At 47.2% G+C, this 26,371-nt stretch carries 19 protein-coding genes; 14 read left to right on the plus strand and 5 right to left on the minus strand.

Annotation, left to right across the window (positions count from 1 at the left end):
• Nucleotides 1-19 precede the first annotated feature (19 nt).
• The 13 genes from MKY98_RS05510 (at nt 20) to MKY98_RS05570 (ending at nt 17,081) form a co-directional block, all read left to right on the plus strand.
• Nucleotides 20-784, plus strand: a complete 765-nt coding sequence (locus MKY98_RS05510) for a HesA/MoeB/ThiF family protein (RefSeq protein WP_069010337.1) — start codon at nt 20-22, stop codon at nt 782-784.
• The gene (locus MKY98_RS05515) at nt 762-1,898 is read left to right on the plus strand and encodes a homocitrate synthase/isopropylmalate synthase family protein (RefSeq protein WP_069010338.1); all 1,137 of its coding nucleotides are present in this window, start codon (nt 762-764) and stop codon (nt 1,896-1,898) included. Before MKY98_RS05510 ends, MKY98_RS05515 begins: the two co-directional genes overlap by 23 nt.
• Nucleotides 1,899-2,144: 246 nt before the next feature.
• Nucleotides 2,145-3,881, plus strand: coding sequence for an ABC transporter ATP-binding protein (locus tag MKY98_RS05520; protein ID WP_341011421.1), 1,737 nt, complete (start codon nt 2,145-2,147; stop codon nt 3,879-3,881).
• Entirely contained in the window at nt 3,862-5,700 is a 1,839-nt protein-coding gene (locus tag MKY98_RS05525) for an ABC transporter ATP-binding protein (RefSeq protein ID WP_069010340.1), read from the plus strand. Before MKY98_RS05520 ends, MKY98_RS05525 begins: the two co-directional genes overlap by 20 nt.
• Before the next feature lie 319 nt (nt 5,701-6,019).
• Nucleotides 6,020-6,676: a DJ-1/PfpI family protein gene (locus MKY98_RS05530; protein WP_039269397.1), complete on the plus strand. Its 657-nt coding sequence runs from the start codon at nt 6,020-6,022 to the stop codon at nt 6,674-6,676.
• Nucleotides 6,677-6,819: 143 nt separating this feature from the next.
• On the plus strand, nt 6,820-8,019 hold the full coding sequence (locus MKY98_RS05535) for an MFS transporter (protein ID WP_069010341.1): 1,200 nt from the start codon (nt 6,820-6,822) through the stop codon (nt 8,017-8,019).
• Nucleotides 8,012-8,671: a TetR/AcrR family transcriptional regulator gene (locus MKY98_RS05540; protein ID WP_069010342.1), complete on the plus strand. Its 660-nt coding sequence runs from the start codon at nt 8,012-8,014 to the stop codon at nt 8,669-8,671. Before MKY98_RS05535 ends, MKY98_RS05540 begins: the two co-directional genes overlap by 8 nt.
• Nucleotides 8,672-8,819: 148 nt before the next feature.
• Complete coding sequence (locus MKY98_RS05545) at nt 8,820-9,731, plus strand: AraC family transcriptional regulator (RefSeq protein WP_341010690.1); 912 nt, start codon at nt 8,820-8,822, stop codon at nt 9,729-9,731.
• Nucleotides 9,732-10,190: 459 nt separating this feature from the next.
• Nucleotides 10,191-10,850, plus strand: a complete 660-nt coding sequence (locus MKY98_RS05550; RefSeq protein WP_029516074.1) for a hypothetical protein — start codon at nt 10,191-10,193, stop codon at nt 10,848-10,850.
• Nucleotides 10,838-12,262, plus strand: coding sequence for a hypothetical protein (locus MKY98_RS05555; RefSeq protein ID WP_069010344.1), 1,425 nt, complete (start codon nt 10,838-10,840; stop codon nt 12,260-12,262). The genes MKY98_RS05550 and MKY98_RS05555 overlap by 13 nt, the downstream gene beginning before the upstream one ends.
• 15 nt (nt 12,263-12,277) lie before the next feature.
• Nucleotides 12,278-12,706, plus strand: a complete 429-nt coding sequence (locus MKY98_RS05560; protein WP_029516076.1) for a DUF4280 domain-containing protein — start codon at nt 12,278-12,280, stop codon at nt 12,704-12,706.
• Between the two features lie 20 nt (nt 12,707-12,726).
• Complete coding sequence (locus tag MKY98_RS05565) at nt 12,727-16,149, plus strand: phage baseplate assembly protein V (protein WP_069010345.1); 3,423 nt, start codon at nt 12,727-12,729, stop codon at nt 16,147-16,149.
• A 125-nt stretch (nt 16,150-16,274) separates the two neighbouring features.
• Nucleotides 16,275-17,081 (plus strand): hypothetical protein, encoded by an 807-nt coding sequence (locus MKY98_RS05570; protein ID WP_029516078.1) that lies wholly within the window; start codon nt 16,275-16,277, stop codon nt 17,079-17,081.
• 546 nt (nt 17,082-17,627) lie between these two features.
• On the opposite strand, the gene MKY98_RS05575 is transcribed toward MKY98_RS05570, so the two are convergent.
• The 5 genes from MKY98_RS05575 to MKY98_RS05595 form a co-directional block, all read right to left on the minus strand.
• Nucleotides 17,628-19,028, minus strand: a complete 1,401-nt coding sequence (locus MKY98_RS05575; RefSeq protein ID WP_069010346.1) for a sugar porter family MFS transporter — start codon at nt 19,026-19,028, stop codon at nt 17,628-17,630.
• Between the two features lie 227 nt (nt 19,029-19,255).
• Complete coding sequence (locus tag MKY98_RS05580) at nt 19,256-20,593, minus strand: response regulator transcription factor (protein ID WP_029516080.1); 1,338 nt, start codon at nt 20,591-20,593, stop codon at nt 19,256-19,258.
• A 4-nt stretch (nt 20,594-20,597) separates the two neighbouring features.
• The gene (locus MKY98_RS05585; protein WP_039269403.1) at nt 20,598-22,013 is read right to left on the minus strand and encodes a sensor histidine kinase; all 1,416 of its coding nucleotides are present in this window, start codon (nt 22,011-22,013) and stop codon (nt 20,598-20,600) included.
• Nucleotides 22,010-23,008: a substrate-binding domain-containing protein gene (locus MKY98_RS05590; protein ID WP_069010347.1), complete on the minus strand. Its 999-nt coding sequence runs from the start codon at nt 23,006-23,008 to the stop codon at nt 22,010-22,012. Before MKY98_RS05590 ends, MKY98_RS05585 begins: the two co-directional genes overlap by 4 nt.
• Before the next feature lie 229 nt (nt 23,009-23,237).
• The gene (locus tag MKY98_RS05595) at nt 23,238-24,083 is read right to left on the minus strand and encodes a Cof-type HAD-IIB family hydrolase (protein ID WP_069010348.1); all 846 of its coding nucleotides are present in this window, start codon (nt 24,081-24,083) and stop codon (nt 23,238-23,240) included.
• Between the two features lie 264 nt (nt 24,084-24,347).
• Between MKY98_RS05595 and MKY98_RS05600 the strand changes: the two genes are divergently transcribed.
• On the plus strand, nt 24,348-25,847 hold the full coding sequence (locus tag MKY98_RS05600) for an alpha-glucosidase/alpha-galactosidase (RefSeq protein ID WP_069010386.1): 1,500 nt from the start codon (nt 24,348-24,350) through the stop codon (nt 25,845-25,847).
• Nucleotides 25,848-26,371 lie beyond the last annotated feature (524 nt).

The following is a 26,371-nucleotide window of genomic DNA, read 5'->3' on the forward strand; positions in this document are numbered from 1 at the left end:
ACATGGAGGGGGTGGACGAATGGTACAGCTGCTGGAAGACAGTAGATACGGACGCCAGTTGAAGCTGTTGGGAGTAGAAGGTCAGAACAGGCTAAAGCAGGCTACTGTTATGGTTGCAGGCATCGGAGGATTGGGAGGGACAGCGGCCATGTACCTGGCCGCTGCCGGAGTAGGAAAGCTGATATTGGCCCATGAGGGCATAATCCATCTGCCCGATATGAACCGGCAGGTGCTGATGGACAGCGGACGAATCGGGGAGGAACGGATGGAGACGGCATTACAGCATTTGCATCGTATCAATCCGGAGACGGAGCTTGAGGGCCACGCCCACAGAATCACAGAAGAATCTTCTGGATCATGGGTAGAAGCGGCCGATATTGTGATAGATGCACGTTATGACTTTCCGGAAAGATATGCGCTGAACAGACTATGTGTTCGACATGGCAGACCGATGATAGAAGCGGCCATGTACGCCTATGAAGTATCATTGATGACCATTGAGCCCGGTAAGACGGCATGCCTGGAATGTCTTTACCCGGAAGGCGGACAGCCTTGGGAACCTCTGGGATTCCCGGTCCTGGGAGCCACCTCCGGCTTGATTGGCTGCATGGCTGCACTGGAAGCGGTCAAATGGATTACAGATGCGGGTAATCTGTTCACTGACCGCATGTACCGTATGAATGTGCTGGATATGAGCAGCTGTACCATAGCGGTCAAGCGCAACTCACGCTGTCTGTGTTGCGGAACGGGAGGGGATACAGATGAGTCAGTTGCATATTTGTGATACAACACTGCGTGACGGAGAACAGGCTCCGGGCGTTGCCTTTTCGGCCGAGGAGAAGAATGAAATTGCCATCATGCTGGACTCGGCGGGGGTGGAGCAGGCTGAGATCGGAATTCCGGCAATGGGAAAGGCGGAGTGCAGATCTATTGCCAGAATTGCTGCTCTTGGACTTCAGATGAAGCTAATGACCTGGAATCGCGCGGTGTTCACAGATATTGATGCAGCTGAATCGACAGGTGTCGGCTGGGCCCATATTTCGGTTCCCGTGTCGACGGTGCAGATGAAGGCCAAGCTGGGTATGAATCCTGAGCAGGTGACAGAACTGATCCGCAAGTCTGTCGATTACGGTCAGTGTAAAGGATTGACTATTTCCGTAGGCTTTGAGGATGCTTCAAGGGCAGATGACTTGTTCCTTGAACAGTTGGCGAATCAGCTCTACAGGGATGGTATCCGGCGCTTCAGATATGCCGACACGCTGTCCGTTCACCATCCTGCTGCCATAGCTGCCCGTATAGACAGGTTTGTATCGCGCGTGCCGCAGGATGTGGAGCTTGAGATTCACTGTCATAATGATTATGGCCTGGCGCTTGCCAATACTTTGGCAGCTTTGCAGGCGGGAGCTGTCTGGGCCAGTACCACGGTGTTGGGACTTGGGGAAAGGGCAGGTAATACGGCGCTGGAAGAGGTGGTGATGTCGTGGAGGGACCTATATCAAGGAACCTGCAGCGTCCGTCCCGAACTGCTGAACCCGCTGGCTGCACTGGTGTCCCAAGCCTCCAACCGAATCATTCCCGAAGGCAAGCCCATTGTGGGAGACATGGTATTTGCCCATGAATCCGGCATACATATCAACGGTCTGCTAAAGGAGCGCGCCGCCTACCAGGCCCTTGATCCGACCGAGCTGGGCACTGACCATTCGTTCGTACTCGGCAAGCATTCGGGCAGAAGTGCAGTTCAATATATGCTGGAGCAGGAAGGAATCGAGGCAGGCTCCGGTGAAATCAAGTTCCTGCTGGAGCGGCTTCGCCTAGTCGGTGAAGATCCCAAGCTTGTCATCCATAGCGCGGATTTAAGGCGCTGGCTGCAGTATTATCCGGCAGAGCTGCCGAAATAACCGAAAAGGCGTTCCCGTCCGGTAAGTGTTACTGTGACTGGAATGCTTTTTTTGTATATTTGTTAATTCCTGCAACCGGAGTCTCCAATTTGCTGGTTAAACGAAGCCGTTCAGAAGGGTATAATAAAATATAGTGCTGTATAAAGTGCGTATATATGGTTTTACAGCAGGCGGGTTCGAATCTTGTAACCATTACACGCTGATCTGGAAGGACGGCTATGGGCAATTGGAGGAATGCTTGTGGGGATGATGTTCTCTTTTCTAAAAAAATATCGGGTTCCAGCCATCGCGGCGCTCGTGATGATGTTGCTGGAATTGACGGTAGAGTTATCGCAGCCGTATTTGATCTCCAAAATCATAGATGAGGGCATTCGGCAACAGAATTTGTCCGTCGTCTGGTTATGGGGCAGTGTACTGGTGGGCAGTGCCGTTATCGCTTTTATGGCGGGGATATCCAGCTCTTTTTTTGCTTCACATGCAAGTCAGGGCTTCGGCTATGATTTGCGGGAAAAGCTGTACTGTAAAGTGCAATCCTTTTCGTATCCTGTGTTTAAACGTTTTGCCACTTCGTCGCTGATTACGCGCCTGACCGGAGATGTCACGCAAGTACAAGATACGGTGTTTATGAGCCTGCGGTTTATGACACGGGTTCCGCTTGTAGTCATCGGCAGTATTGTGATGGCACTGGTTGTACATTTCAGGCTTGGACTATTATTGGCGGTTATGGCCCCGGTGCTGTTTGTGTTTGTGTTGGTGATGATGCGGCGAACGGTCACTTTGTTTAAGGGTGTCCAGCGTCGCCTAGATGACGTTAACGGAGTGATTCAGGAGAACCTGACAGGAATCCGGCTCATCCGGGTTTTTGTACGGATACGGCATGAAATCGAACGTTTCGCTCATTACGGAGGTGAATTGATGAAAGGGACGGTGTCCGCTCTACGCTGGACGGAAACGACGATGCCGTTCATTTTGTTTACGATGAATGCAGGGATTATTGCAGTACTTTGGTTCGGACGCGGCCAAATTTCCACTGGGGATGCCAGTGTAGGACAGGTGGTCGCAGTCGTCAATTATTCACTGCGGACGATTGGAGCCTTGTCTGCCTTATCAGGTATCGTTGTTGTGTTTTCCCGGGCAACTGCATCTACGGGGCGGATCCGAGAGATATTGGAAACATCTAATGAAGATAGGCAAGGGCTGGAGCCTGTTTCAACACATCATACACGGATTGAGGGACAGGTGGAAATGGACCGGGTGAGCTTTCATTATCCGGGCAGTGATCTGGCTGTCCTAAAGGATATATCTTTTAAAGCGCAATCGGGCGAGCGGATAGCTATTATGGGGGCCACTGGCTCGGGAAAATCCTCACTTGTGCAGTTGATTACGCGTCTCTATGAAGAGGATGAAGGTCATGTGCGCTTTGACGGAAAGGACGCTCGTGAACTGGATGCGTCCATATTGCGAGAGGCCATTGGCTATGTCCCTCAGGAGGTACTGCTATTCACTGGCTCGATTCGGGATAATATTGCTTGGGGGCTGGAGAATGCCAGCCTGGAGCAAATTAAGGAAGCCGCACGCATGGCGCAAATCCATAATATGATTGAACGCTTGCCGCAAGGCTATGACACGATGCTCGGGCAGCGTGGCGTCAATCTGTCTGGCGGACAGAAACAGCGACTTTCGATTGCCCGCGCACTGGTGCGCCAGCCGGCAGTGCTGATTTTGGACGACAGCACAAGTGCGCTGGATGTAGGGACGGAAGCAGCACTACTGAATGCACTCGATGGCCTGTCCTGTACGACATTTCTCATTACGCAGAAAATCAGCTCGACCGCATCGGCAGATCAGATTTTACTGCTGGATGAGGGTCGTCTGATGGCAAGCGGAAGTCATAAGCATCTCATGGATAGCTCGGATCTGTATCGACGTATCTATGGATCACAATATGGAAAGGAGGAGTCGCATGTTCAAGGAACTCATTGAACCGTTCTGTCAGCCTACACCGCCGTCCGGTGTGCTGCGAAATCCGGCGGGAGCTGAAGGACGCCGCAAGGCCAAAGCGAAAAACTGGTCTGGCACCTTAGGACGGATATGGGCTTATCTGGCTCGTCGTAAGGCCAAACTGATGCTGGTACTGTTCATGGTGCTGCTCAGCTCCGGGCTGGCTCTGCTGGGTCCATATCTGGTTGGTGTAGCGGTGGATGATTTTCTCGAAGGTCCGGGTGGACGCACGTGGATTTATTTTCTCATCGGATTAGGGGCTGTATATCTACTGAACTCGCTGACCTCCTGGCTGCAAAATATCTGGATGATTGAGATTGCCCAAGAGACGGTGTACCGTATGCGTTTCGATCTGTTTTCACATTTGCATCGACTACCGATTCCTTTCTATGGCAAACGTCAGCAGGGAGAGATCATGAGCCGTCTGACCAATGATATCGAAAATGTCAGTTCTACGCTCAACAGCTCCGCCATTCAGATTTTTTCGAGCATATTGACGCTAATCGGTACACTCACGGTGATGCTGTGGTTAAGCCCGCTGATGACCCTGCTGACCTTTATCGTAGTGCCACTGATGGCTGCCGGGATGCGCTGGATTACACGTCGCACCGGGCCCTTATATAAGGAACGCCAGAAGAATGTGGGCGAACTGAACGGATACATCGAAGAAACGCTGTCCGGGCAGCAGATTATTAAAGCATTTTCGCAGGAAAAGAGAGTCATCCATGGTTTTGGCGAGCGCAATGACCGTATTCGGCTGTCGGGCTTCTGGGCACAAACGATTTCAGGCTTTATACCGAAGCTGATGAATGGACTGAATAATCTAAGCTTTGCTATTGTAGCGGGGATCGGTGGGATTTTGGCCATTCGCGGCTCCATTACTATAGGTACAATTATTGTATTCGTAGAATATGCCCGCCAGTTCACCAGACCGCTGAACGATTTGGCTAACCAGTGGAACACCCTGCTGTCCGCCATTGCCGGAGCTGAGCGTGTATTTGAAATATTGGATGAAGATGAAGAGTCCAAGGATGAACGCGGTGCAGTGGAAGTAGGGCATGTAGAGGGGGCGGTGCGGTTTACGGATGTTTCCTTCGGTTATGATGAGGGAAGCGCTACGCTGGAAGGTATCTCTTTTGAAGCCAAACCTGGTGAAATGATCGCGCTGGTCGGTCCGACCGGGGCAGGAAAAACGACACTGATCCAGCTCCTTTCTAGATTCTATAGCCCCGACAAGGGCACGATTACGCTGGACGGACGCGATATTACCACCATACAGCGTGAAAGCTTGCGCTCCCGCATGGCATTTGTGCTACAGGACTCCTTCCTGTTTCAGGGGACGATTCGTGAAAATATCCGTTTCGGCAGACTGGACGCCACCGATGAGGAGGTTGAACAAGCATCGAAACTGGCCAACGCCCATTCCTTTATCATGCGGATGAAGGACGGATACGACAAGGTGCTGGAAGCGAACGGCAGCGGCATCAGTCAAGGGCAAAAACAACTGCTGGCTATTGCCCGTGCTATTTTGGCCAACCCTTCCATTCTTGTACTCGACGAGGCAACCAGCAGCATCGACACCATTACTGAGATGAAGATACAAGAAGGACTGGAGCGGCTTATGCAGGGTCGAACAAGTTTCGTCATCGCACATCGGCTGAATACCATTCGTCAGGCAACCCGGATTCTGGTCTTGAAGGATGGCCGTCTGGAGGAGCAGGGTTCTCATGATGAGCTGCTGGCTCACAAAGGCTTTTACAGTGATTTATATTATGGTCAATTGAGTAAGCAAAGCTCTTAAGCCGGCTCTCGATTCACAGATTTGTAGGCAAGATGTAGAAGCTTTATGATGCTAAAAAGGACTACCCTGGGGGTAGCCCTTTTTAAGTATGCCTTTTGGTGACAAGAGATGTTTGAAATTAACATACCCCCTTGAGGGCAGAGGCTTTTACGCTGGTAAGCGTATTATTACTTCAAAAGGTCACTGTTCTGGTTGTGGGCAATATCGTCTATGAAGAAAGCCGAGCAGTGTTTTCACAAAATTAAATATACCCATACCCTGTATATGTATGTTAGTATGGGTGTGCAAGAATAAAATCCCACTCCAAAGGAGAGTCATCATGAAAATCGCAATCATGCTTTTCGATGGAATCACAGCATTAGATGCCATAGGTCCATATGATGTATTTGCTGCTACACTGAAATGTGAAGTGAAGTTTGTCGCTAAGAAAAAGGGGTTAGTCAAACTGGACTCAAATATGGGTTATTTGCATGCCGATTACAGTTTTTCTGAAGTACCTTCAGCTGATATTCTTGTTGTTCCAGGCTGCAGTCCGCCAAATTATAAAACTCCAATGAATGACGAAGAAACGTTAAACTGGATTCGCCAAATACATGAAACTACGAAATGGACCACGTCGGTTTGTAATGGCTCTCTGATTTTGAGCGCCGCAGGCTTGTTAAATGGAACCGTAGCCACCAGTCATTGGGGCTCCTTAGACCTGCTTCAATCTCTTGGAGCCATTCCAACAGATGAGAGAGTGGTTCGTCAGGGCAAAATCATTACAGCAGCCGGTGTCTCCTCTGGTATTGATATGGCACTCCAGCTAATAGCATGGGAATTGGGAGAAGACATGAGTAAAGGAGTCCAGCTGATTTTGGAATACGATCCTCAGCCTCCGTTTGACACGGGTTCACCCAAGAAAGCACCTGCTATATTGGTAGAACAAATAAGAGGTATGTTACAAGAGTTTGCAAAAAGGGAGCCTCATGTGTAAATCAAGAATAACAAGATCTCTTTTCGGTATTAGCTAGGCTCAATAGGTTTGTATTTTTATTTACAATGCCCCCTATTTCAACTAATATAGTTTACACATAGTAAAGGGTTACATAGTGTAAAGGGTTGGAGGGGGTTACAAACATGAGCAGCTTACCTAAGTCTGCTACATTTCCGCTTTTCATTCTGATGCTGAATTTGTTTATTGCTTTATTGGGTCAAGGCATGGTGATTCCCATTCTGCCTGAATATCTGAAACAATTTAATGCGGCAGGAGCTGCTGCGGGGTATCTTATTGCCGCATTTGGAGCAGCACAGTTTATTTTTTCGCCCCTAGGTGGGCAGCTTTCGGATAGATGGGGTCGAAAATCCATGATCATCACCGGTCTGTTTTTAACGGTCATTTCGGATCTCATGTTTGCTGTATCTACGACATTGCCCCTTTTATATATTGCCCGATTTATTGGGGGGATGGGTATTGGATTAATGGTTCCTTCCAATATGGCCTACGTTGCTGATATTACCACTCCTGAAACTCGCGCTAAAGGAATGGGGTACTTGGGTGCTTCCATGAATTTGGGGATGGTGCTTGGTCCGGGGTTAGGCGGTATGATCGCTGAGTTTGGCATAAGGGTGCCCTATTTTTTTGCTGGTGGACTTGGACTTGTTGCTACGCTGCTTAGCTTGTATATGCCAGAGACATTACCCAAGGAAAAACGAAAACCCGCTAGCCATTGGGTCCGCCGGGAACCCATTCGCAACCAAATCCTAAATTCATTTCGGACATCCTATTTTCGTTATCTTCTCCTCATTCTGATCATGACATTAGGTTTGATGAATTACGAAACAGTGTATGCTCTTTTTGTGGAACGAAAATATGGTTTTGATGCCACTAAAATCTCAATGATCATTACGGTTGGTGCAATTATAGGCATCGTTGTGCAGATATGGCTACTTGATTATCTCATCAAGAGACTTGGTGAGATGAAGCTTATACGTCTTTCTTTGATCATGACAGCCATCGCTTTACTGTTAATGATCATTAAGATTAATCTAGGTTATTTGCTGGCGGTATCTGCTCTATTTTTTGCTTTTAATGCCTTCCTAAGACCAACGGTAAGTACAATGATCGCGAACTCAGCTGGTGATCGCCAAGGATATGCCGCTGGATTGAATACGACGTATACCAGCCTAGGCAATATATTGGGACCCATTTTAGCGGGCTTGTTGTTTGACAAACACATTCATATTCCTTATATTTTTGGTGCACTTATCCTTGCATCTGCCCTTTTCTTAACCTTACAAAAATCGAAAAATAAGAAACGGATGGTTGTGAATGACTGAGAACTGGCACCAGAATTTAAAAAACAAAAATCGGGAAGAACTCATTGCGGCTGCGAAGGAACTTTTTATGAAGCAAAGCTTTCTCAAAGTTAATATTAAGGATGTATGCAACGTGGCTGGTGTAAGTCGGGTCACATTCTATAAGCACTTTCAGTCCATGAACGAACTGATCTTTGAGGTCCAGATGGAAATCCTTGAGAGCATGACCGAATTTGTTAGAAGGGCACCTTCAGCTGAAATGAGCGGGAAGAAGATGCTTACTTCGATGCTTGATGCATGGATTAATTACGCTTGGCAACATCCGGAATACATCAAGTTTATTCTTTTATTCGATCTGCATTACGAAGCTTATGATTCAAATCAAGAACTCAAAGAACAGTACAACAATTTTGTTAGCCGGGAAAAGGAACGACATTTCCTGATGGATGCTCTGGAAGCTGGATTCCAAGATGGATCATTAAAGTCCGACACGGAGCCCTTGAAGACCGCTCATTTTATCTTCACGTCTATGATGGGTATACTCCAGAAAATGAGTCTGACGTCCAAGGACGAACGGAATAACGAACTTGAGGATATAGAAATTGCTAACCGATTTGTGGGGATGTTGATTCAGTATTTAAGTCCAGAAAGTGATGAATCCCCTACCTTTTAGGTAGAAGTCGCCTGCTACATTCCAAAGGATTATAGATCGTCCAATGGTGTGAAATAGAAGTACACGGCTCAGTCTGTTAAACTGTGAAAATAGAGCGATTTCAGATACGTTGTCGTGTTAGCCTTATCTATTTAGTGGAGGTGCGGGGATGAACGGAAGTCTGTTTGAGCTACGGCTACGTGACGGGGATTATATTCCCCGTTTTTTTGCTTACTATTACAAGCAATGGCATGACTATACCATGTCTTACCACGATCATCATTCCACTGAAATTATGTACATGATTTCCGGCTTTTGCAGGGTAGATGTACAAACGGGAGAGAACACGGAAGAAAGCATCACGCTGCGTAAAGGCGAGTTTATTATGCTGGACGCAGGTGTACCGCATCGACTGGTGGTGGAAGGAGAACAACCGTGCCGGATGCTAAATGTAGAGTTTGGTTTTACGGAAGGGGTGAGGGTAGGGCCGTCTATCCGACAAATCGCAACGGAGGAGCAGGAGGTCACGACTCTCATGTCACGTCCGTTCCCGTATCTGGTACTATCGGACCCGGAAGAGGTATATTATGCGCTGAAAAGTCTCGTGCTGGAGCTGGACCAACGAAAAGAACAGCCGGGTGCAATGGCAGAGATGCTTTTTATGCAATTGCTAGTACGAATTGCACGTCTACGGGAAGAGGCAGAGCGTAGCAACACGCAGCAAACGGATATGTACATCAAACGATGCATTGAATTTCTCCATCTGAACTATGATCGAGAGATTGTGGTCAAGGACATGGCGGCGGCCGTGAATCTGCACCCAGGTTATTTGCACCGTATTTTCAAAAAACATACGGGGCTAACACTCACCGCGTATTTAACAATGCTGCGAATGGACAAGGCCCGTATGCTTCTTCAGCAAACGGACATTCCCATTCAAGAAATTGCCGATTATGTAGGCGTAGCCAGCAGGCAGTATTTTCATATGCTGTTCAAAAAGCACACAGGCCAAACCCCTGTAGAATACCGCTCTGCTGTAGAGCGCAATGTGAGGAACTATGCGGAGGAGGAAGGGGACTGAATATATAGGAAGTTTTATGATTTATTCATATTCGCGTGGAGCTTACCTGATAAATAAGGTAGGCTTTTTTTTGATTTTGAAAATAGGCAATTGGATTCAGGTTCAAAAGAATCATTTTTTGGGAGTTGAAATTCATATAATTATTTTAAATCGAAGATGTTCAGAGGCGAATTAACTTTATTTCTTTGAAAATGAAGACGTATTTTCACAAGTATGGATGCTTGCTTTGGGTAAAAAGAATCTGAATGATAGTAAATCTTTCATTTTTATGCATGATAATAGGTCTTATATCTTGATTGTTTTATAAGAGTTATAAATTGACAATAACAAAAACACTTCGTATGATACCTATAATGTAAGGTATAAATTGGAATTAAAATGGTTCTTTGGATTCAATTATGTTATAAAGTTCCATGAAATGAATATTGAGATTGAACATATAAAGGAGTTTTACCGTCGATGGGACATATGGATGAACAAATTGCAGACATGATTAATACTGCACGGAAGGAACAACAGGGTGCATCTGGTCTCCCGAAATCGGATTTACACAATTACATAGAATCTGAGAGCGGCTTGGAACTTTATCCACTTAAGATGCTGGACGGAGAACGAATCGCTTTTGCAGAACGTCCTTTGCTGAACGACAAAATTTCGATATGGTTGCCCCGGACTTTCACCGAGATGGGTGAGCGGGAGATTGAACTTAAATATCCTTCGAGTTATCGCCCACCGCTCATTTTGACCGATCCAACAGGGGAGATCAATTTTTCTTTTAACCTGACACCAAGCGAACTGACGGATGAGGAGCTAGAGGCGTTCACCAGCGAGATGATCTACATTTTGCACCACACGCAAAAGTTGACGGAATGGTATGCAGACGGTGTGTGCAAGGTGTACGGACGACGGGTCGGATACTGTGAATTTATGACTCCGGCTTTGAATACGCGTCTGTATAATCTGACCTTTTTTGCAGCTCTGGAAGGGCATGCGCTTATATGCTCATTTAACTGTACGGAGGAACGTATGGATACATGGCGTCCGGTCGCTCAACGTATGATGACCACACTAAAAATCCTGCCTAGTGAGGCTGAAGGAGAAGGAACATGGAGCAGATAAGCACCACCTATTCTAATCTGAAAATCACGCCTTATCAGCTTATCAATGTACAGGAGCTCTACCTGGTCAAGCAGCTGAACGACCACACTCGGTTGCGTTTTACCGCTGTCGTGCCTGAGGAACTAAAAGATACTTATGTGGATATGACCAAATTTGACTCACCTGTCGGAATCTCGCAGCTGGCTGAGGATGGCACGGAGGTTCCCTTGTTTAGCGGAACAGTGCTGGCGATTGAAGTGAAGGCGGTACGAGATGTGTACTACCTGGAGGTAGAGGCTGTGTCGCATACCTACAGGCTGGATGTACGCCCCCAAAGTCGTTCTTTTCAGGACAAAAATATGAAGGTGGATGAACTGCTGCGTCGTATTTCGCTTCTTTATCCTAGCTTGGACATCATGGATTCGGCCACCGGAGGAGCGTCGATCGGGCGGATGTGGGTGCAGTACCGCGAGACTGATTGGGCTTTTCTCAAGCGGCTGGCTTCCTATTACCATACCTCCCTTATGCCCGCGGCCATATTTGATACCCCAAAGTTCTATTTTGGCATTGAGGAAAGTGGAACAGCCGTTCAACTGGACAATTATCATTACACGGTAAGCAAAAGAATCTCGGCATATCGCTACTTTGCAGGCAATGATACAGCTTCGGTGGACGAGCAGGATTTTCTCGATTATACCGTTGAAACAGAGCAGGTGCTGGAACTGGGCAATGAAATCCAATTCCGTGGCAAAACGCTATATGTATACGAGGCACAAACTCGTATGACGCAGGGAGTACTGCTGCACACATATACCTTGACGACACATAAGGGGTTGCGACAGAAAGCGTATTATAACGAGCAGTTGACGGGTCTGTCTCTGGAGGGAAAAGTGATCGCTGTCGAACGTGATCGGGTTAAAGTGCATCTGGATATCGACCCGGAGCAGGACAAAAATACAGCCCACTGGTTTCCATATGCAACAGGGTATAGTGCAGAGGGGCATAGTGGCTGGTATGTGATGCCTGAGCTGGGGGATAAAGTGCGTATTTATTTCCCGAACCAGCATGATGACGAGGGCATCGCGAGTAGCTCGGTCCGGCAGGATCGGGGGGATGGCGGCCACAATCATTTGAAGCATCCCGACGTAAAAATTTTCCGAACGCCACATGGTAAGGAAATCCGCTTGACACCGGACGAGGTGGTGATTACCGGCAAGGATGGCGCTGTTTTCATCAAGCTGAATCAGGGCGACGGTATTCATATGGTGAGCAACAAAGATATTCATTTTTCGGCAGGCGGTAACATCCACATGGAGGCGGGGCAAAAGGTGACTATTTCCGCCGGTCAGGAAATCAACCTGTCCAGCCGCAGCAGCCATATTACACTCGGTGGTGACACATCGGTCGTTGGCAGCGAAGTCAAAACGAATTGACGGAGGAAGCAGACCATGGCAAAAGAAAAAGCATCCATGACCATTCAGGCCGGATCAGGTGCAAAAAAAGGATATGTGGTTGCAGGGGCTATTTTGAAATGCAACCGTGGTACACAACCCACCCGGCTCAAGCGTCCGTTTAGCCACGGTGTTTACATCAAGGACAAGGCCCAGATGAATGTGGGGGATCACGAACCGGGAGTTCATATATCTGGGTTTGGTAACTGTTTTAGCTCGGCCAATCCGGCGGTTCAAAATAGCGAGATGGTGGACATTTTCGGTGTGAAGAAGGCGCCTTGTATTCCGGTCATTCTTCGACCCTGGATTGGGGGCAAGCAGGATGTGCTCGTCGAGGGACAGCCTGCCTTGCTGGAGCATTGTACCAATGCCTGCCTGTATTGCGGAGCAATAACGATTGAAAATGACGGGCAGAATCTGGAATGATAGTGGGGGTTTCTCATCAAATGGACAAGGTGCAGGAAACATCCGGTTACCGTCATGTGGAATTACTGAGTAAAGTTCCGCTGCAAACCATGACAGACATTCGTATTGAGCGTAGATTGGGCGACCATGTGCGTTTGGTAGTAAGTGGTATCGTGCCGGAGGAAAATCAGGAACGGTTTATGGAGTTAGAGAGTGAAGCCGAACCGGTTGAAGTCATCGAAAAGGACAAGGATGGCCAGCGGCTGCGTACGTTGTTTCATGGACAAATGACGCGTATCACGCTGAAGCAGGTACACGGTATTCATTACGTACAGTTAGAGGCCATATCACATACGATTCGGCTCGATGTGAGGCCTGTGACCCGGTCTTTTCAAAATCATACCATGACGTATGGGCAGCTGCTGAAGCAGGTACTTACTGGTTATACAGGCGCAGATGTGATTGATACGGTCAGCGGGGGTGCTCAACTGGGCGCTTTGACATTGCAGTACAGAGAAACAGACTGGGCATTTTTGAAAAGGATGGCTTCCAGATTTGGAGCTGTGCTTGTGCCTGAGGCTGCCGCAGATGCCCCCAAGTTCTGGTTCGGTATTCCCGAGGGGCGACCCGCAACACTGGATGAGGTCCCGTATCGTTCAAGAAAAAGCTTTGTCGGCGCAGATGGGGCTTTTTCTGACGGGGACGGTTTGTCATGTGGAGCATCGTCGGTGTACGAAGCCGCAGCAATCCTTGGCGGCCCTCTTCCAGGATCGGGTCATGTGGACGACGGAATAAAATATTTTTGGAGTGATTCAAGCAGCAGTGAGCGACTATCTGCTGTCAGCGTGGATGGCTTCATGGGTAGAGCATTGCCTGGAGGAGCAGACCTTTGGCAAAGACAGCCGGGGATTCAAATCGGTATGCGCCATAACGAAGCCAACACCCCCTATGGTACGTTCTATACTGTGGAGAGTGCACGATATTTCCGCCCGGGAGATGTACTCTCTTTTCAAGGCAAGGAACTGCTCGTTGCGGATATCGTGTCCCGGATGGACCGGGGGTTGTTTTTACATACCTATACACTGGTTTCTGAAGATGAAATTCGGCAAAAGCCGATCTGGAACCATTCAGTGAGAGGGGCCTCCCTAGAGGGCCAGGTACTGGAAGTTGAGCGGGATCAGGTACGTGTACATCTCACCATAGATGCTGTACAGGAACGGGAAAAGGCATGCTGGCTCCCCTATGCAACAGGCTATAGTGCAGAGGGCCATAGCGGCTGGTATGTGATGCCCGAAAAAGGAGACATGGTGCAGGTACAGTTCCCGACTTTGCAGGAGTCGGATGGTTTTGCAGCCAGGTCTGTGAGGCGCAGTGGCAAGCCTATACCCGAGTTAGGCAATCCGGACATTAAATACTGGGGCACTCCTCATGACAAGCTGGTTAAGCTAAGCGCGCAAGAGTTGCTGGTATCGGCTAAAACGGATAGCGTATATATTTCACTTGATGCGAAGGGAATACAGGTACACAGTGACCATACGCTTTCAATTGCGGCCAAACGGGGGCTGACGATCCATGCGGAGGACACAGTGGATATAGCGGCAGTCGAGGCCATTTATTTGCAAGCAGGCAGCAGCAGTATGGTGATGGATGGCGAGACGGATATTCGTGCATCCAGGGTTAAACTGGATGGATTTACAAAACGCCCTGTTTTCGTAGCGGATTTAGAGCCTGTACCGGAGCCGCCGCTGATGTCCATTCAGGCTTATCAGGCTGCTCATGCGCCCAAAAGTACTGGCGGATCTGGAGCGGGCTCACCTAACGGAGGAAACTCAAGTGGTGGCCAGGCGAGGAAGACAGGTGCTTCACCCACCACACCTGCATCGCCGAAGGCAAACCTGCTTGGGGGGATACTAAACGTAGCTCAGAAGGCGCTGAGTATCATCGGTACGGTTCCCGTATTGGGGACGCCTGCCCGGATGGCGAACAGCAAGCTCACTTCGATTCGCCGTGACGTTGCCAAGGGAGGGCCAACCCGTGCCTTGAAGTATGCGGCCGCTGGTTTATCCATGCTGGCAGGCGTGCCATCAGGAGGCTGGGCTGTGCTGGGCGGAAGGAATCTGGCGCGGGAAGCCGCAGCCTTTAGCCGCCGGGTAGCTGCTTATAAAAAGAACGGCGTCGGACAACGCTACGCCTCCGCTTACAGGGGCAAAGTATGGACAGCAGCCCGCAACGTCGCTAGTTCCAGATCATTAGGGGAGCTAGCGAAAAATCTAGCCCATAATATGGACAAGCTGAACACGGAGTATCACAAAATTCCGCTTGAAGTGAGAAAAGGTTGGCGGAATAAGGAAGTTGAACAGTTACAACCCTTAGATGCCACCGGAGCGAAGAAAATTCTTGATGAGAAATTTGGTTCCATTAATCAAAATGACCAAAATAGAAATCTTGAATTTGAGGAATATGTTAAGAATGTAATGGTGATGCGTGAAGGAGAAACAGGTTTTTTAGAAGAAAAAGAAAGATTAAGGAATGAGTATGAAAGATATTATAAGTTTAATCCAAATAGGGATTTTGAAACTTGGTTTGCAAGGCTAACACAAACGAGTAAAGTAGAAAGTAACTCGGAGACAAAAGCCCAGTGGGCCTTCGTAGAGCTGATTTTAAATAAAAAGGATCCGTACCCTAGGCCAGTAAATCCCGAGCTAAAAGGAAAAACAGAGCCAGATGTTCGTTTAGAAACTGTGATGAATGCAGGAGCCAAAAAAGCGGAAAAAGAACAAGCTGAAGCTGATCTAAGGCGATGGTATCAAAATTTATACAAGGGTAAGCAACAACAGACTTTTGAAGAATGGTTTGCCCATCTTACAAGTAGTGATAAGATGGAAGCCGAGCAGGCACTAAGTGAATTCCGTGGGAAGATAGCATTAGAGAGCGCAATTTCTCAAGCACAGTTCGAACTCATAATTTCCACCGCATCTATCTTCCAATCAAGACAGAGCACCCGTCCGACTCTTGGTATTGTATCTCGCGGCATGTCAAAAGGAGCAGGGGGCATTAAGGGGAATCCTAAGATACCAGAGGGGACGGGGAATCCTTCACCTGAACAATTGTTAAAAATTAAGCATGCTAATATGAAGAACCCTAGAGGGGGACTTAATGATTTGATTCCATTAGATATAAGGGTAGCTAAAAAGACGCAGAAACCTGTACGTAGGCATCTTACCCAAGGTGAAAAGAAACTAGCTCATCAGCATCTAGACGATCTTGCAGCACGCAGGAATGGGGATCCAAATGCAGCCCAAAGATTAGCTTCCGATAAGTACAGAGAACACCCCCGTGATGATGGATGGACTAGCCTCGACATTATTGATGAGAAAAAAACTACTGGAATAACGAACGTTATGAGGCTTCTTTATAAAGAAGTAGATGATGGGATAGAATGGAGAGTTATTCAGAACCATTAAAATTAGGAAAGGCGAGTTTTAAAATTTAAGTAGAGAAGCACCAGCAAAAGGAAATTATCCATGGTAGGCTTCAGCCTTTAAGAAGATATGGATACTATTTTAAGCGGAATGGAAGATGAAAAAAGATGATTAAAAGGATTCTAGAATTAATAGCGAATGCTCTTTTAGACGAAGATAATTATCTCTTAGAAGATGCTTTAAGGTTACTAAAGACTAATGCTAATTTAGAAGAATTAGTAGATGATTACTATACTCAGCTTGTGCGCATAATTCCTATGGTTAAGGAAGATAGTGCGAAAGTACTTTTAATCGAAACCATAGTTAATTCTCCAGATTTCAATGGTGATGATGAACTCTTAGATGAGTATATAAAACTGATCGCACAAGGTGCGACTTATGTCAAGGATGCAGTCAGCTGTTTAAATTCATTTAATAATCATGGATGTAATGAGATATTTGTAAAACTAGCCGAAAATGTAGATAAAGAACTTGCCTTTGAAATATTAGTATTAATGGACGAATCTAAGTGGGGACCAGTCCCTAAGTCTCTTCAGCCCTTTTCACAACAACTTGAGTCATTTGCGAAAGAGGTTCGGTTACAACAAAAAATAGGGTACCGTTCATGGATTATTGGAGCATTTTTGTTAATTGTTCATCCGTTGTGTTCAAAATATGCATCTATAAGTGCGTTAACCTTCGGATATCCTTATACTGAAGCGGCCGTAAACGATTGGGCGTGGGTAACTCCAAAAAGTACGGAATCTATAATTGAATCTAAAATAGTAACCCCGAAGGAAGCTGAAATATTGAGGGAATTAGGCGGATTATTATGGAATAAGACGAATCTGACTCCAGAACTAGCTACAAAGCTTTACTCGGAATTTTTTGAGGATAGGAATCCGTTTGATGTTATTTTTACTTTGCCAGAGTAGTATAATTCTTTGACAATAAAAAAATGTTAAGGAATGAAAGGGGATAATTCTTTAAATAGTTTGGTAATTTCTTTACAATTCCAGTAACAAGATCGTACAATACAACCAACAAACAAACACTTGATAAATTTTCAAAAGCTCTTCCCAACTTGAACCCTGAGTAGGAATGAGCTTTTTTTGCCTGCAGAAAATGAGCTGAGGAGCTGAACTAAATGACAAAACGTGAACAAGTCATTCAACAGATGGGGCTGCTTACATAGGCACATAAAGCATACGAATAGCTTATGGATGAAATTCGTGGTTACTGCCAGCAAGCTAAGGAATTGTGCGAACAGTTGGCGTTAGTCAACGCTACGTCGTCGCTATCCATTAATCAAAAACTGCCCATCATAATTTCGAGTGATTAAAGGAGAAGCAGGAGGATAAATTACACATAAGCAACAAGAAGCCTCTGAACCATTGCCGATTTAGGTCGGTATGACTCAGAGGGCGTGTGTTTTGAAGCATTATAACATGTGTCCGGGCTTTTTGAGAGCTAAAGTTGGGTCATTTCCCAAGCCACATATTTTCCATCTGTTCAAGTGATCTCCCCTTGGTTTCGGGAACCTTGCGCCATATAAAGACTACGACGAACAACGAGATGGCTCCGAATAACCAGAAGGTATTAGACGGGCCAGCTGAGCTCAGCAGAGGAGGGAATGCCTGCGATACCAGATAATCGCCGGCCCATAGTGCCATCGAAGCGATGGCTACAGCTTTGCCGCGAATGCGGTTCGGAAAGATCTCAGAGATCATGACCCATACGATTGGCCCAAGCGATATAGCGTAGGAGGCCACGTAGATCAATATCATGATGAGTACGAGCGGTCCGGTGGTCAAACCCATTTTGAATGCGGCTCCAATAATGACCAAACAGCAGGTCATCAACGAGGTGCCGATTATCAGCAGGATTTTTCGTCCCGCTTTGTCGATCAGCCATACAGACACGATGGTAAACAACACATTGATCAACCCGATCCAGATGGTCTGGGTCAAAGAAGCGTCTGTACCGAGTCCCATTCCTTTAAAGATAACCGGCGCGTAGTACAAAATGGCATTGATGCCGGTAATATGCTGCATAATGGCGAGCATGACACCGATAAAGAGAGCGACCCGAATACCGGGAGTAAACAATTGTTTCAATGAGTTGTTCTCATTTTTGAATGATTCCTTGATATCAAGCACTTCCTGCTTAGCGGCTTCTTCACCGTGAATTTTCAGCAATATCGGCAACGCTTCATAAGGCCGATTCTGTTTAATAAGCCATCTCGGGCTTTCGGGTATGAAGAGCATCAAGAGCATAAAGATCAGTCCTGGAACAGCTCCCACTCCGAACATCCAGCGCCAGGCTGTTGAGACACCCCAGGCTTCATCCCCCAGGCTGACGATCCACGAATTCTGAAAATAAACCAGGAAAATGCCCGTTACGATCGCCAGCTGATTTAAAGCAACCAAACGGCCGCGGTATTTGGCAGGAGCGATCTCCGCATTGTACACCGGACAAACGGTGGAAGTGATGCCTATGCCAATGCCGCCGATCATGCGAAAGATAACATACCCGGTGAACGAGTCTTGAAGCGCAGAGCAGATCGAGCCGACGACGAATAAAAATCCGGCGGCCAGTAATACCTTTTTTCTACCGATCCTTTCACTCATGTAGCCAGAGAGAGCCGCTCCCGTGATACTCCCTACAATCAGACTCGACACCGCCCAACCAACCTGAAATTCGCTCAGCGAAAAACGCTGCTGTAGGAATTCAACTGCTCCCGAAACGACCGCGATATCAAAACCGAACAGTATCCCTCCAAGCGCAGCTACGATGGATACTAGTGTCACGAAAAGCATATTGGGTTTTTCCGATTGAAGCGCTTTCTGTTGAGCGCTTTCATTATGAATGATTACTCCCATATAATCATCTCCCCTCCAGATTCCTAAAACCTCATTCCGTTCTTCGAGGAGAAGTATAACATGCGCTTATAAAAGAAAGGCCGGTTATCGTCTTCAATAAACGGACCTTTTCACGCACGATTTTGGCTTCGGTTCTCGAATTGGAGACGGAGGAGCTAAATCTAGCATTACCTTGTCATTCGAGCTTAAAAAAATCCATGCCGATGGTCGGCATGGATGAATTTCTACTATTTTTGGCTTTTGAACTCAGTGGGAGGAACCCCCGTTATCTTCTTAAAGACACGGCTAAAATAGTTTGGGTCCTTATAACCCACTTCAAAGCTGATTTCCTTCAGAGCAAGGTTACCCTCCTTGATCAGAGAAATAGCTTTATCAATCCGTAGCCGGGTTACGAAGTCGATGAACGTCTCTCCGTATTCCTGTTTGAAAATTTTACTGAAGTAGTGGGGATTCAAATGGACAAAATCAGCCACTTCTTCCAGCGAAAGCTCATCGTTGAATCGTTCCTCGATATACATTTTCGCTCTGCCCAGCATAGTCAGTGTTTGAACCTCCCGCTGTTCGCGTATCCGTTGCAGTGCTGACATGACGTACGTCTGCTGAAGCATTCCATTCTCCGCTTTGACGGCAAGCACAGAAGCGTTTCCAGCCTCTGACGACTTCAGTTCGTCAAAGTGGCAGTAACCTCCATCCCGCTTGCGTAGGGTGGAGGCAAAAACGGCTTCGAAATAGGACTTGCGAAGTCCTTCCTCGCCGCTATGCAGCGATCCGATTCCAATGGCCGTCTTAATGCCAAGTTGCTGGTGGGCAAGCTCGGAGAGCTGCTGAACGAGGTGTTTAACCAACTGGCGCCAGTCGTTTTCGCTGGTGGCAGGCGGCTTGCATAAAAAAGTGGCTACATGATGGTCGATCAGGGAGCTTACAATGGCATTCGGGCCATGTGTTTTTACATAGCTTCGGAAATGATCGTAAATTTTCTTTTTATCCTGCTCGTCCGGATATCCGTCAAAGGCGGCAATGATGGCGCTTCCCTGATCAAGAGGAAAGTCCAGCCATTCTGATAGCTGGGAAGCGCTCGAATCCACTGTCTGGTCGACCATAAGCATTAAAGCCAGCTCATTTTCTGCGAGCGGCATCAGCTGTGAGATTTTGTGCCTAAGCTCCAATTCTTCCGTACGTGCTCGCTTCTCGCACTCAATTTCTTCAATCAGTCGTTTCAGTGTGCCGATGATCAGTTCTCGCTTCGCCGGCTTCAGAATATATTCTTTTACGCCCAAAGAGAGCGCCTTCTGGGCATAGGCAAAATAATCGTAGGCAGTGACGAGCACGAATCGGGTATCGGGAAGCCGCTCCTTTAATTCACGAAGCGCTGCAAGCCCGTCGATTCCGGGCATATTGATATCCAGAATCGCAATATGGGGACGGTGCTCTTCCGCACATTCAATCGCCATGCGACCGTTGCCAGCATGAATAAACCGGAATATCCCCGGCATCGCCCGTTCCACTGTCAATTCCAGTCCTTCTCTCTCTAAAGCCTCGTCATCCGCGATTAACAACCGATACATCAGTCTACTCACTCTCCTTCTTGACTGGAATTCGTATGGTTATGGTAGTACCTCGTCCGGTACTGCTACTGATTTCAACCATTCCTTCTTTTCCGTAGAACAACTGCAGCCGCCTAAACACATTTTGCATTCCAAGTCCTGTTGAACTGTCACTTTCGACTTTGCCTTCAAGACGGAGCACGGACAGTCGGGTTTCCTCCGTCATACCCTTTCCGTTGTCTGAGATTTCAATTTGTACATCCTCGTTCGCTCGCGACAACGTCAACGTGATAATGGCTCCGTCCTCCATATCTGCCACACCATGAAGAAAAGCGTTTTCAATAAATGGCTGGATCGTCAAGGCCGGAATTTGCTGCTGAAGAACGGAAGCGTCAAAGTGCAGATTAAAGAGAATTCTGTCCCGGAAGCGCGCCTGCTGAATGGTCACGTATTCGCGAATATGATCCAGTTCCTCCTGAAGAGTTACGGGTTTGTCCAGCTTCTGCAGACTGTACCGTAGTAGATTGGACAGCGAGACGATCAGGTCGCTGGTTTTCTCCGCCCCTTCCAGGATCGCCAGCTTGGAGAGCACATTTAAGGTATTGAATAAAAAATGCGGATTAATTTGATTTTGCAGAGCCAGAAGCTCCAGTTCCTTCACAAGCCGCCGCATTTCCAGACTCTGTTTATCCTTCTCAATGAGGATGCTCAAATCGGCGGACATTTGCGAAATGGCGTCCGACAGTACGCCTAGCTCGTCATCCCGTCGCGGTGGGGGCTTGATATTCAGATCACCTGTAGCGATTCGCTTCGCCAGTCCGACAAGTCTGCCGACAGGGCCAGTAATGCTGCGCGAGATCCAGATTGCAAGCAAAACCCCCATCAGCGCGTTCATGCCGAACAATGCCACTCCTAAAACGTTCATTCGCTCATTTTTGTTCCGAATGTTCTCGATGATCGGCCGGTAATAGGCCAGTTCAGCATCGATCAGTCGCTGTCCCTCCTCATGAATATAGCTGACGGTTTTCTCCGCTTCAATATAATGTTCAAAAGCCGATTGAGGATCTTGTGTATTTGCATCCAGAACTGCGGCTTGTTTCTGTTCAAGAAATGTGGTCAACAAATTCACGTAGTCCTCCTCGGCGAAAGAAGGGTCGGTCGAGTCGGAGACTTCTTGGATTTTGCCTTTCAACTGCATTAATTGGTATTCTGTCGGACCCTGCATAGCCTTATCGTCCCTTGGATTAAGCAGATAGGCATATAGGAGCTTTAAGTTGCTCTCCGCCGATTCGGAGGTTTGCTCGATGAGGAGAATGCGGCCAAGCATTTCATCGTAGCTCTGTTGTACGACCTTTCCGCTTTGGAATACAAAATAAGCGATGATATTGGCGAACACAACTAGAAGAGGGATGAACAGAAGCAGCTTCGTTCTGATCGTCATCGTCTGTCATCTCCGGACATGTTGTCGGGAGTGTCCGCATGCACTTCATATACCCTGGTGTATGTTAATTGCTGGGGATCATTCCCCTTTAGATAATCATTCAGCAATTTTATGGCCTTAGCCCCCATTTCTTCTGGCTGTTGAACAAGGGTCAGTTCGATTTTGCGATCTTTGATCGCTTCCAACGTCTCGGCCATATCGTCAAAAGCGAAAATTTGCAAATTCCGCGCGCCGCGCCGCTCCGAGGCTTCCAGAATGCCAAGGCCGTCCAGCGCACTGAATCCGACCATGTAGCGGATCTGCGGATATCGGGCGAGCATGTTTTGAGCTTGCTGGGCTGCCTGAAGCCGTGAAATATTTGAGGAGCGAATCTCCACAATGTGGAGATTGGGATAGCGGCTGATCACGGAGCGAAATCCGGCAAGCCTGAGTCGCTGATTCTCGACGTGCTCGCTACTGATCATAACTCCAATGTCGCCACGCTCTCCAGAGGCTTTCGCTAATAGCGCGCCCATCTGTTTTCCTGCTCCTTCGTTATCCGTTCCGACGTAAGCCAGCCTTCGGGAGTCCGGTTCGTCCGTATCGATCGCGATGACAGGTATGCCAAGTCCGGCTGCTTTGTCGATTAATCGTCGATACTCCGGATCATTTATCCCTTGAACCAGAATTGCATCCGCCTTGGCAGCGATCGCTTTATCCAGCAGTTTGATCTGCTCGGACGGATTAATGCGGTCTGGACCGATATAATCGAGCCGCATACCGTACTGTTCCGCTTCTTTTCGGGCTCCTTGTTCAATGGACCGCCAGTAATAATTGTCTAGCTCTTGCGATATCAATACCACTTTTGTATCGGAACCCCCGTCGTTTGGTGAAACCGTCTTCAATTGTTCTGCAAATTGGTGGATTTGAAAGGAAGACAGAGTGAACTGAAAGAGCAGCCAGGCAAATAGCAGGAAGACCGGGATAAGGATAAATGTCCATTTACGGTTTGACATGTCTTGCTCCTTTGTAAATATTTAGAGACTTAACTCATTATACAGTAGCCAAAGAAGCGTAGGCAGCTATCGCCATCATAAGCGCGATTATTGAGGAGATGGAAGTCGAGCAGACACTAAATGAATTCCGTGGAAAGATAGCATTGGAGATAGGCCCCTACCAGTAGGATTAGGACATTTTTAAGTCCAGAAACTGCTGCAGGGGCTTAAGTATATAAAAATAACCTCACTAAATCAGACCATGCTTTTTAAAGCTGTGAAACAGTCCATCTTCATCCACAGCATCCGTAATGTCATCTGCAATGGCTTTGAGGCCCGGTTTGGCATTTCCCATGGCAATTCCTAGGGCACAATATTCAATCATTTCAGCATCGTTCATCCCGTCTCCGATAGCAATGGTGTCTTCTTGGGATCTTCCCAAATGCTCAATAAGCTTTTCAATAGCTACGGCTTTGTGAATACCGGGAACCATTAGCTCACCACTGTCTTGCCCGAAAGCAGATACAGTACATTGAATAACCTCAAATTTCCCTGCGAATTCCTTTTTGATTTGTTCAAAAGGAACATTTTTATTTTCCAAAAAACATGCTTTGTTCACGTCACTACGGTACAGGTTGTCCTCTCCTATAGTTAGGCCGGTGATAAAAGGATGCGGGCGTTGTTCTTTTTTTTCTCTGGCCACGGGATCATTGTCTACATCTCCGTAGATAAGCCGTTCCACATGGGGCAAAAAGTTTTTACTCGCAAACAGTCCCCCGTTCGATTCCAAATAAAAGTCCAAATCATGTTCATCAAAGTAATCGACCATATGTCTAACATCTTCATCCGATACTTTGTGGTGATATAACATCTCACCTTCGATTTCTACAAAGCCCCCGCCAGCTCCGATGATCCCGTCAAAACCGACCTCCATGATAAAATCATAAATCTCCGCTTTGGATCGGCCAGTGCATAAATAAATCAGATGTCCGTTCTTTCTCGCTTCGATACATGCTGTTTTTGCAGATTCGGGAATCATACCATCATCATTCACTAGCGTTCCATCTATATCTAAAAAGATAATCTTTTTGTTCATCTTAGGCTGCTCCTTGCTCTCCAATGTTTTCTTTTATGTTACTACATTTACCGCACTTAAAGTACATATTGAACTGAAAAAACACTAGATAGAAAGAGAGAAACGGGATGGATCAAAATGGAAATGGGAAACCCTCTGATCACGCGAAAGTTAGGATTTTTGACACCTAAATACGAAACTGGTCATGATTTTGATAACGCTTTCCACAGGCCTATTGCTACAATGACGGTATATACCCATTCTAATTACCGGAGGTTGAATGCCGTGTCATTTAAAGTAGCTTTTATTGGAGCAGGAAGCATCGGTTTTACCCGTGGAATTTTGCGAGATCTGTTATCGGTGCCGGAATTTAATGATATTGAAGTGGCTTTTACGGATATCAGTCAGCACAATCTGGATATGGTTACTGAGCTGTGCCAGCGGGATATTCGCGAGAATGGTTTGTCCATACAAATACAGTCCTCTACGGACCGTAAGATAGCTTTAAAGGATGCCAAATACGTCATTTGTACGATCCGGGTTGGCGGGCTGGAGGGCTTTGCAACCGATGTGGATATTCCACTGAAATATGGCGTGGATCAATGCGTGGGCGATACACTGTGTGCAGGAGGGATTATGTACGGTCAGCGTGGTATTGCTGAAATGCTGGCCATCTGCAAGGATATCCGCGAGCTAAGTGCACCGGATGTATTGCTGCTGAACTACTCGAACCCCATGGCAATGATGACGTGGGCCTGTAATAAATACAGCGGTGTGCGTACAATCGGTCTATGTCACGGCGTACAGCATGGGCATCACCAAATTGCCGAGGTGTATGGTCTGGAGAAGCAGGATGTGGACATTGTGTGCGCCGGAATCAATCACCAGACGTGGTACATTCAGGCGTCACATGAAGGCAAGGATCTGACAGCCGGGCTGCTGGAGGCTTTTGAAAAACATCCCGAATATAGCCGTACCGAAAAGGTGCGCATCGACATGCTTCGCCGTTTTGGCTATTACAGCACAGAGTCGAATGGTCATCTAAGTGAATATGTACCTTGGTACCGGAAGCGTCCGAATGAAATTATGGACTGGATTGATCTAGGCAGCTGGATCAACGGAGAAACAGGCGGCTATCTGCGTGTATGTACAGAAGGACGTAATTGGTTTGAAACAGATTTCCCTAACTGGATGAAAGAAGAGCCATTGGAGTACAAGGCGGAAAATCGCGGTGAAGAGCATGGTTCATACATTATCGAAGGTCTGGAAACCGGACGTGTATACCGGGGGCATTTTAATGTCGTTAATAACGGTGTGATTTCCAATTTGCCGGACGATGCGATTATTGAAGCGCCTGGATATGTGGATCGGAATGGTATCTCCATGCCACATGTAGGAGACCTTCCGCTCGGTCCTGCTGCCGTCTGCAATGTAAGTATTTCCGTCCAGCGTTTGGCTGTCGAAGCAGCTGTACATGGTGACGACATGCTACTTCGGCAAGCGTTTATGATGGACCCGTTAGTGGGCGCGGTGTGTAATCCCAAAGAAATTTGGCAGATGGTCGATGAGATGCTAGTGGCACAGGAAGCATGGCTGCCGCAATACGGAGCAGCGATTGCCGAGGCGCGCCAACGTTTGGCTGCAGGCGATCTGATTCCAACCCGGCCTTATGAGGGAGCAGCACGACTTAAGGCGAAGACGGTTGAAGAAATGCAACTGGATCGGGATGCCGCCAATAAAAATGCAGGACAATCCGACAAGGGCAAGGATCGCGAAAAAGTGTAGAACAACAAGGGCAGAGATTGACTTCACAACAATAAAAGGGTGTTTTCACGGTCATGAGGGCCTGAAAACACCCTTTTGCTGTCGATAGATATAACGATTTGGCATAGTTGGCGTGCTGGAGTTTATCATTGTCGATTTAGGCTGACGGAAATTAAAGAATACGGTCTTGCTTTTTATGAATTTGCTCTTTTGCCGTCGATCCTAAATCTCCCGAAAGCTTGTTATAGCAGGGATGTTCAACAAATGAAGAAACCGACTTCAGAAAAAGAGGGGCCGTGATGAACCACTAGGGTGGCAATTCATATGCCTAATTAATAATGTAGTCCTTAATTTATTCAATTTACAGCAGATTTCCAGCTCACTATAATCTAACATAGGAGGTGACAAAAAGGGGAAAATGTGAGCGCATGCACAAATAGAAAGCGCTTACCTTTCGCAACTATGAACGCCACTTTTTTTGGAGAGAGTAGAGTAGGCGTAACTCACAATTAATCATGTAACAATCAGGTGCCGACATAGGAAGA

Source organism: Paenibacillus sp. FSL M8-0228 (genome assembly GCF_038007385.1).
Taxonomy (GTDB): Bacteria; Bacillota; Bacilli; order Paenibacillales; family Paenibacillaceae; genus Paenibacillus; species Paenibacillus polymyxa_D.

Coding starts and splice junctions, on each gene's coding strand:
- MKY98_RS05510 (WP_069010337.1), top strand. CDS start 20: ATGGTACAGCTGCTGGAAGACAGTAGATACGGACGCCAGTTGAAGCTG.
- MKY98_RS05515 (WP_069010338.1), top strand. CDS start 762: ATGAGTCAGTTGCATATTTGTGATACAACACTGCGTGACGGAGAACAG.
- MKY98_RS05520 (WP_341011421.1), top strand. CDS start 2,145: ATGATGTTCTCTTTTCTAAAAAAATATCGGGTTCCAGCCATCGCGGCG.
- MKY98_RS05525 (WP_069010340.1), top strand. CDS start 3,862: ATGTTCAAGGAACTCATTGAACCGTTCTGTCAGCCTACACCGCCGTCC.
- MKY98_RS05530 (WP_039269397.1), top strand. CDS start 6,020: ATGAAAATCGCAATCATGCTTTTCGATGGAATCACAGCATTAGATGCC.
- MKY98_RS05535 (WP_069010341.1), top strand. CDS start 6,820: ATGAGCAGCTTACCTAAGTCTGCTACATTTCCGCTTTTCATTCTGATG.
- MKY98_RS05540 (WP_069010342.1), top strand. CDS start 8,012: ATGACTGAGAACTGGCACCAGAATTTAAAAAACAAAAATCGGGAAGAA.
- MKY98_RS05545 (WP_341010690.1), top strand. CDS start 8,820: ATGAACGGAAGTCTGTTTGAGCTACGGCTACGTGACGGGGATTATATT.
- MKY98_RS05550 (WP_029516074.1), top strand. CDS start 10,191: ATGGGACATATGGATGAACAAATTGCAGACATGATTAATACTGCACGG.
- MKY98_RS05555 (WP_069010344.1), top strand. CDS start 10,838: ATGGAGCAGATAAGCACCACCTATTCTAATCTGAAAATCACGCCTTAT.
- MKY98_RS05560 (WP_029516076.1), top strand. CDS start 12,278: ATGGCAAAAGAAAAAGCATCCATGACCATTCAGGCCGGATCAGGTGCA.
- MKY98_RS05565 (WP_069010345.1), top strand. CDS start 12,727: ATGGACAAGGTGCAGGAAACATCCGGTTACCGTCATGTGGAATTACTG.
- MKY98_RS05570 (WP_029516078.1), top strand. CDS start 16,275: ATGATTAAAAGGATTCTAGAATTAATAGCGAATGCTCTTTTAGACGAA.
- MKY98_RS05575 (WP_069010346.1), bottom strand. CDS start 19,028: ATGGGAGTAATCATTCATAATGAAAGCGCTCAACAGAAAGCGCTTCAA.
- MKY98_RS05580 (WP_029516080.1), bottom strand. CDS start 20,593: ATGTATCGGTTGTTAATCGCGGATGACGAGGCTTTAGAGAGAGAAGGA.
- MKY98_RS05585 (WP_039269403.1), bottom strand. CDS start 22,013: ATGACGATCAGAACGAAGCTGCTTCTGTTCATCCCTCTTCTAGTTGTG.
- MKY98_RS05590 (WP_069010347.1), bottom strand. CDS start 23,008: ATGTCAAACCGTAAATGGACATTTATCCTTATCCCGGTCTTCCTGCTA.
- MKY98_RS05595 (WP_069010348.1), bottom strand. CDS start 24,083: ATGAACAAAAAGATTATCTTTTTAGATATAGATGGAACGCTAGTGAAT.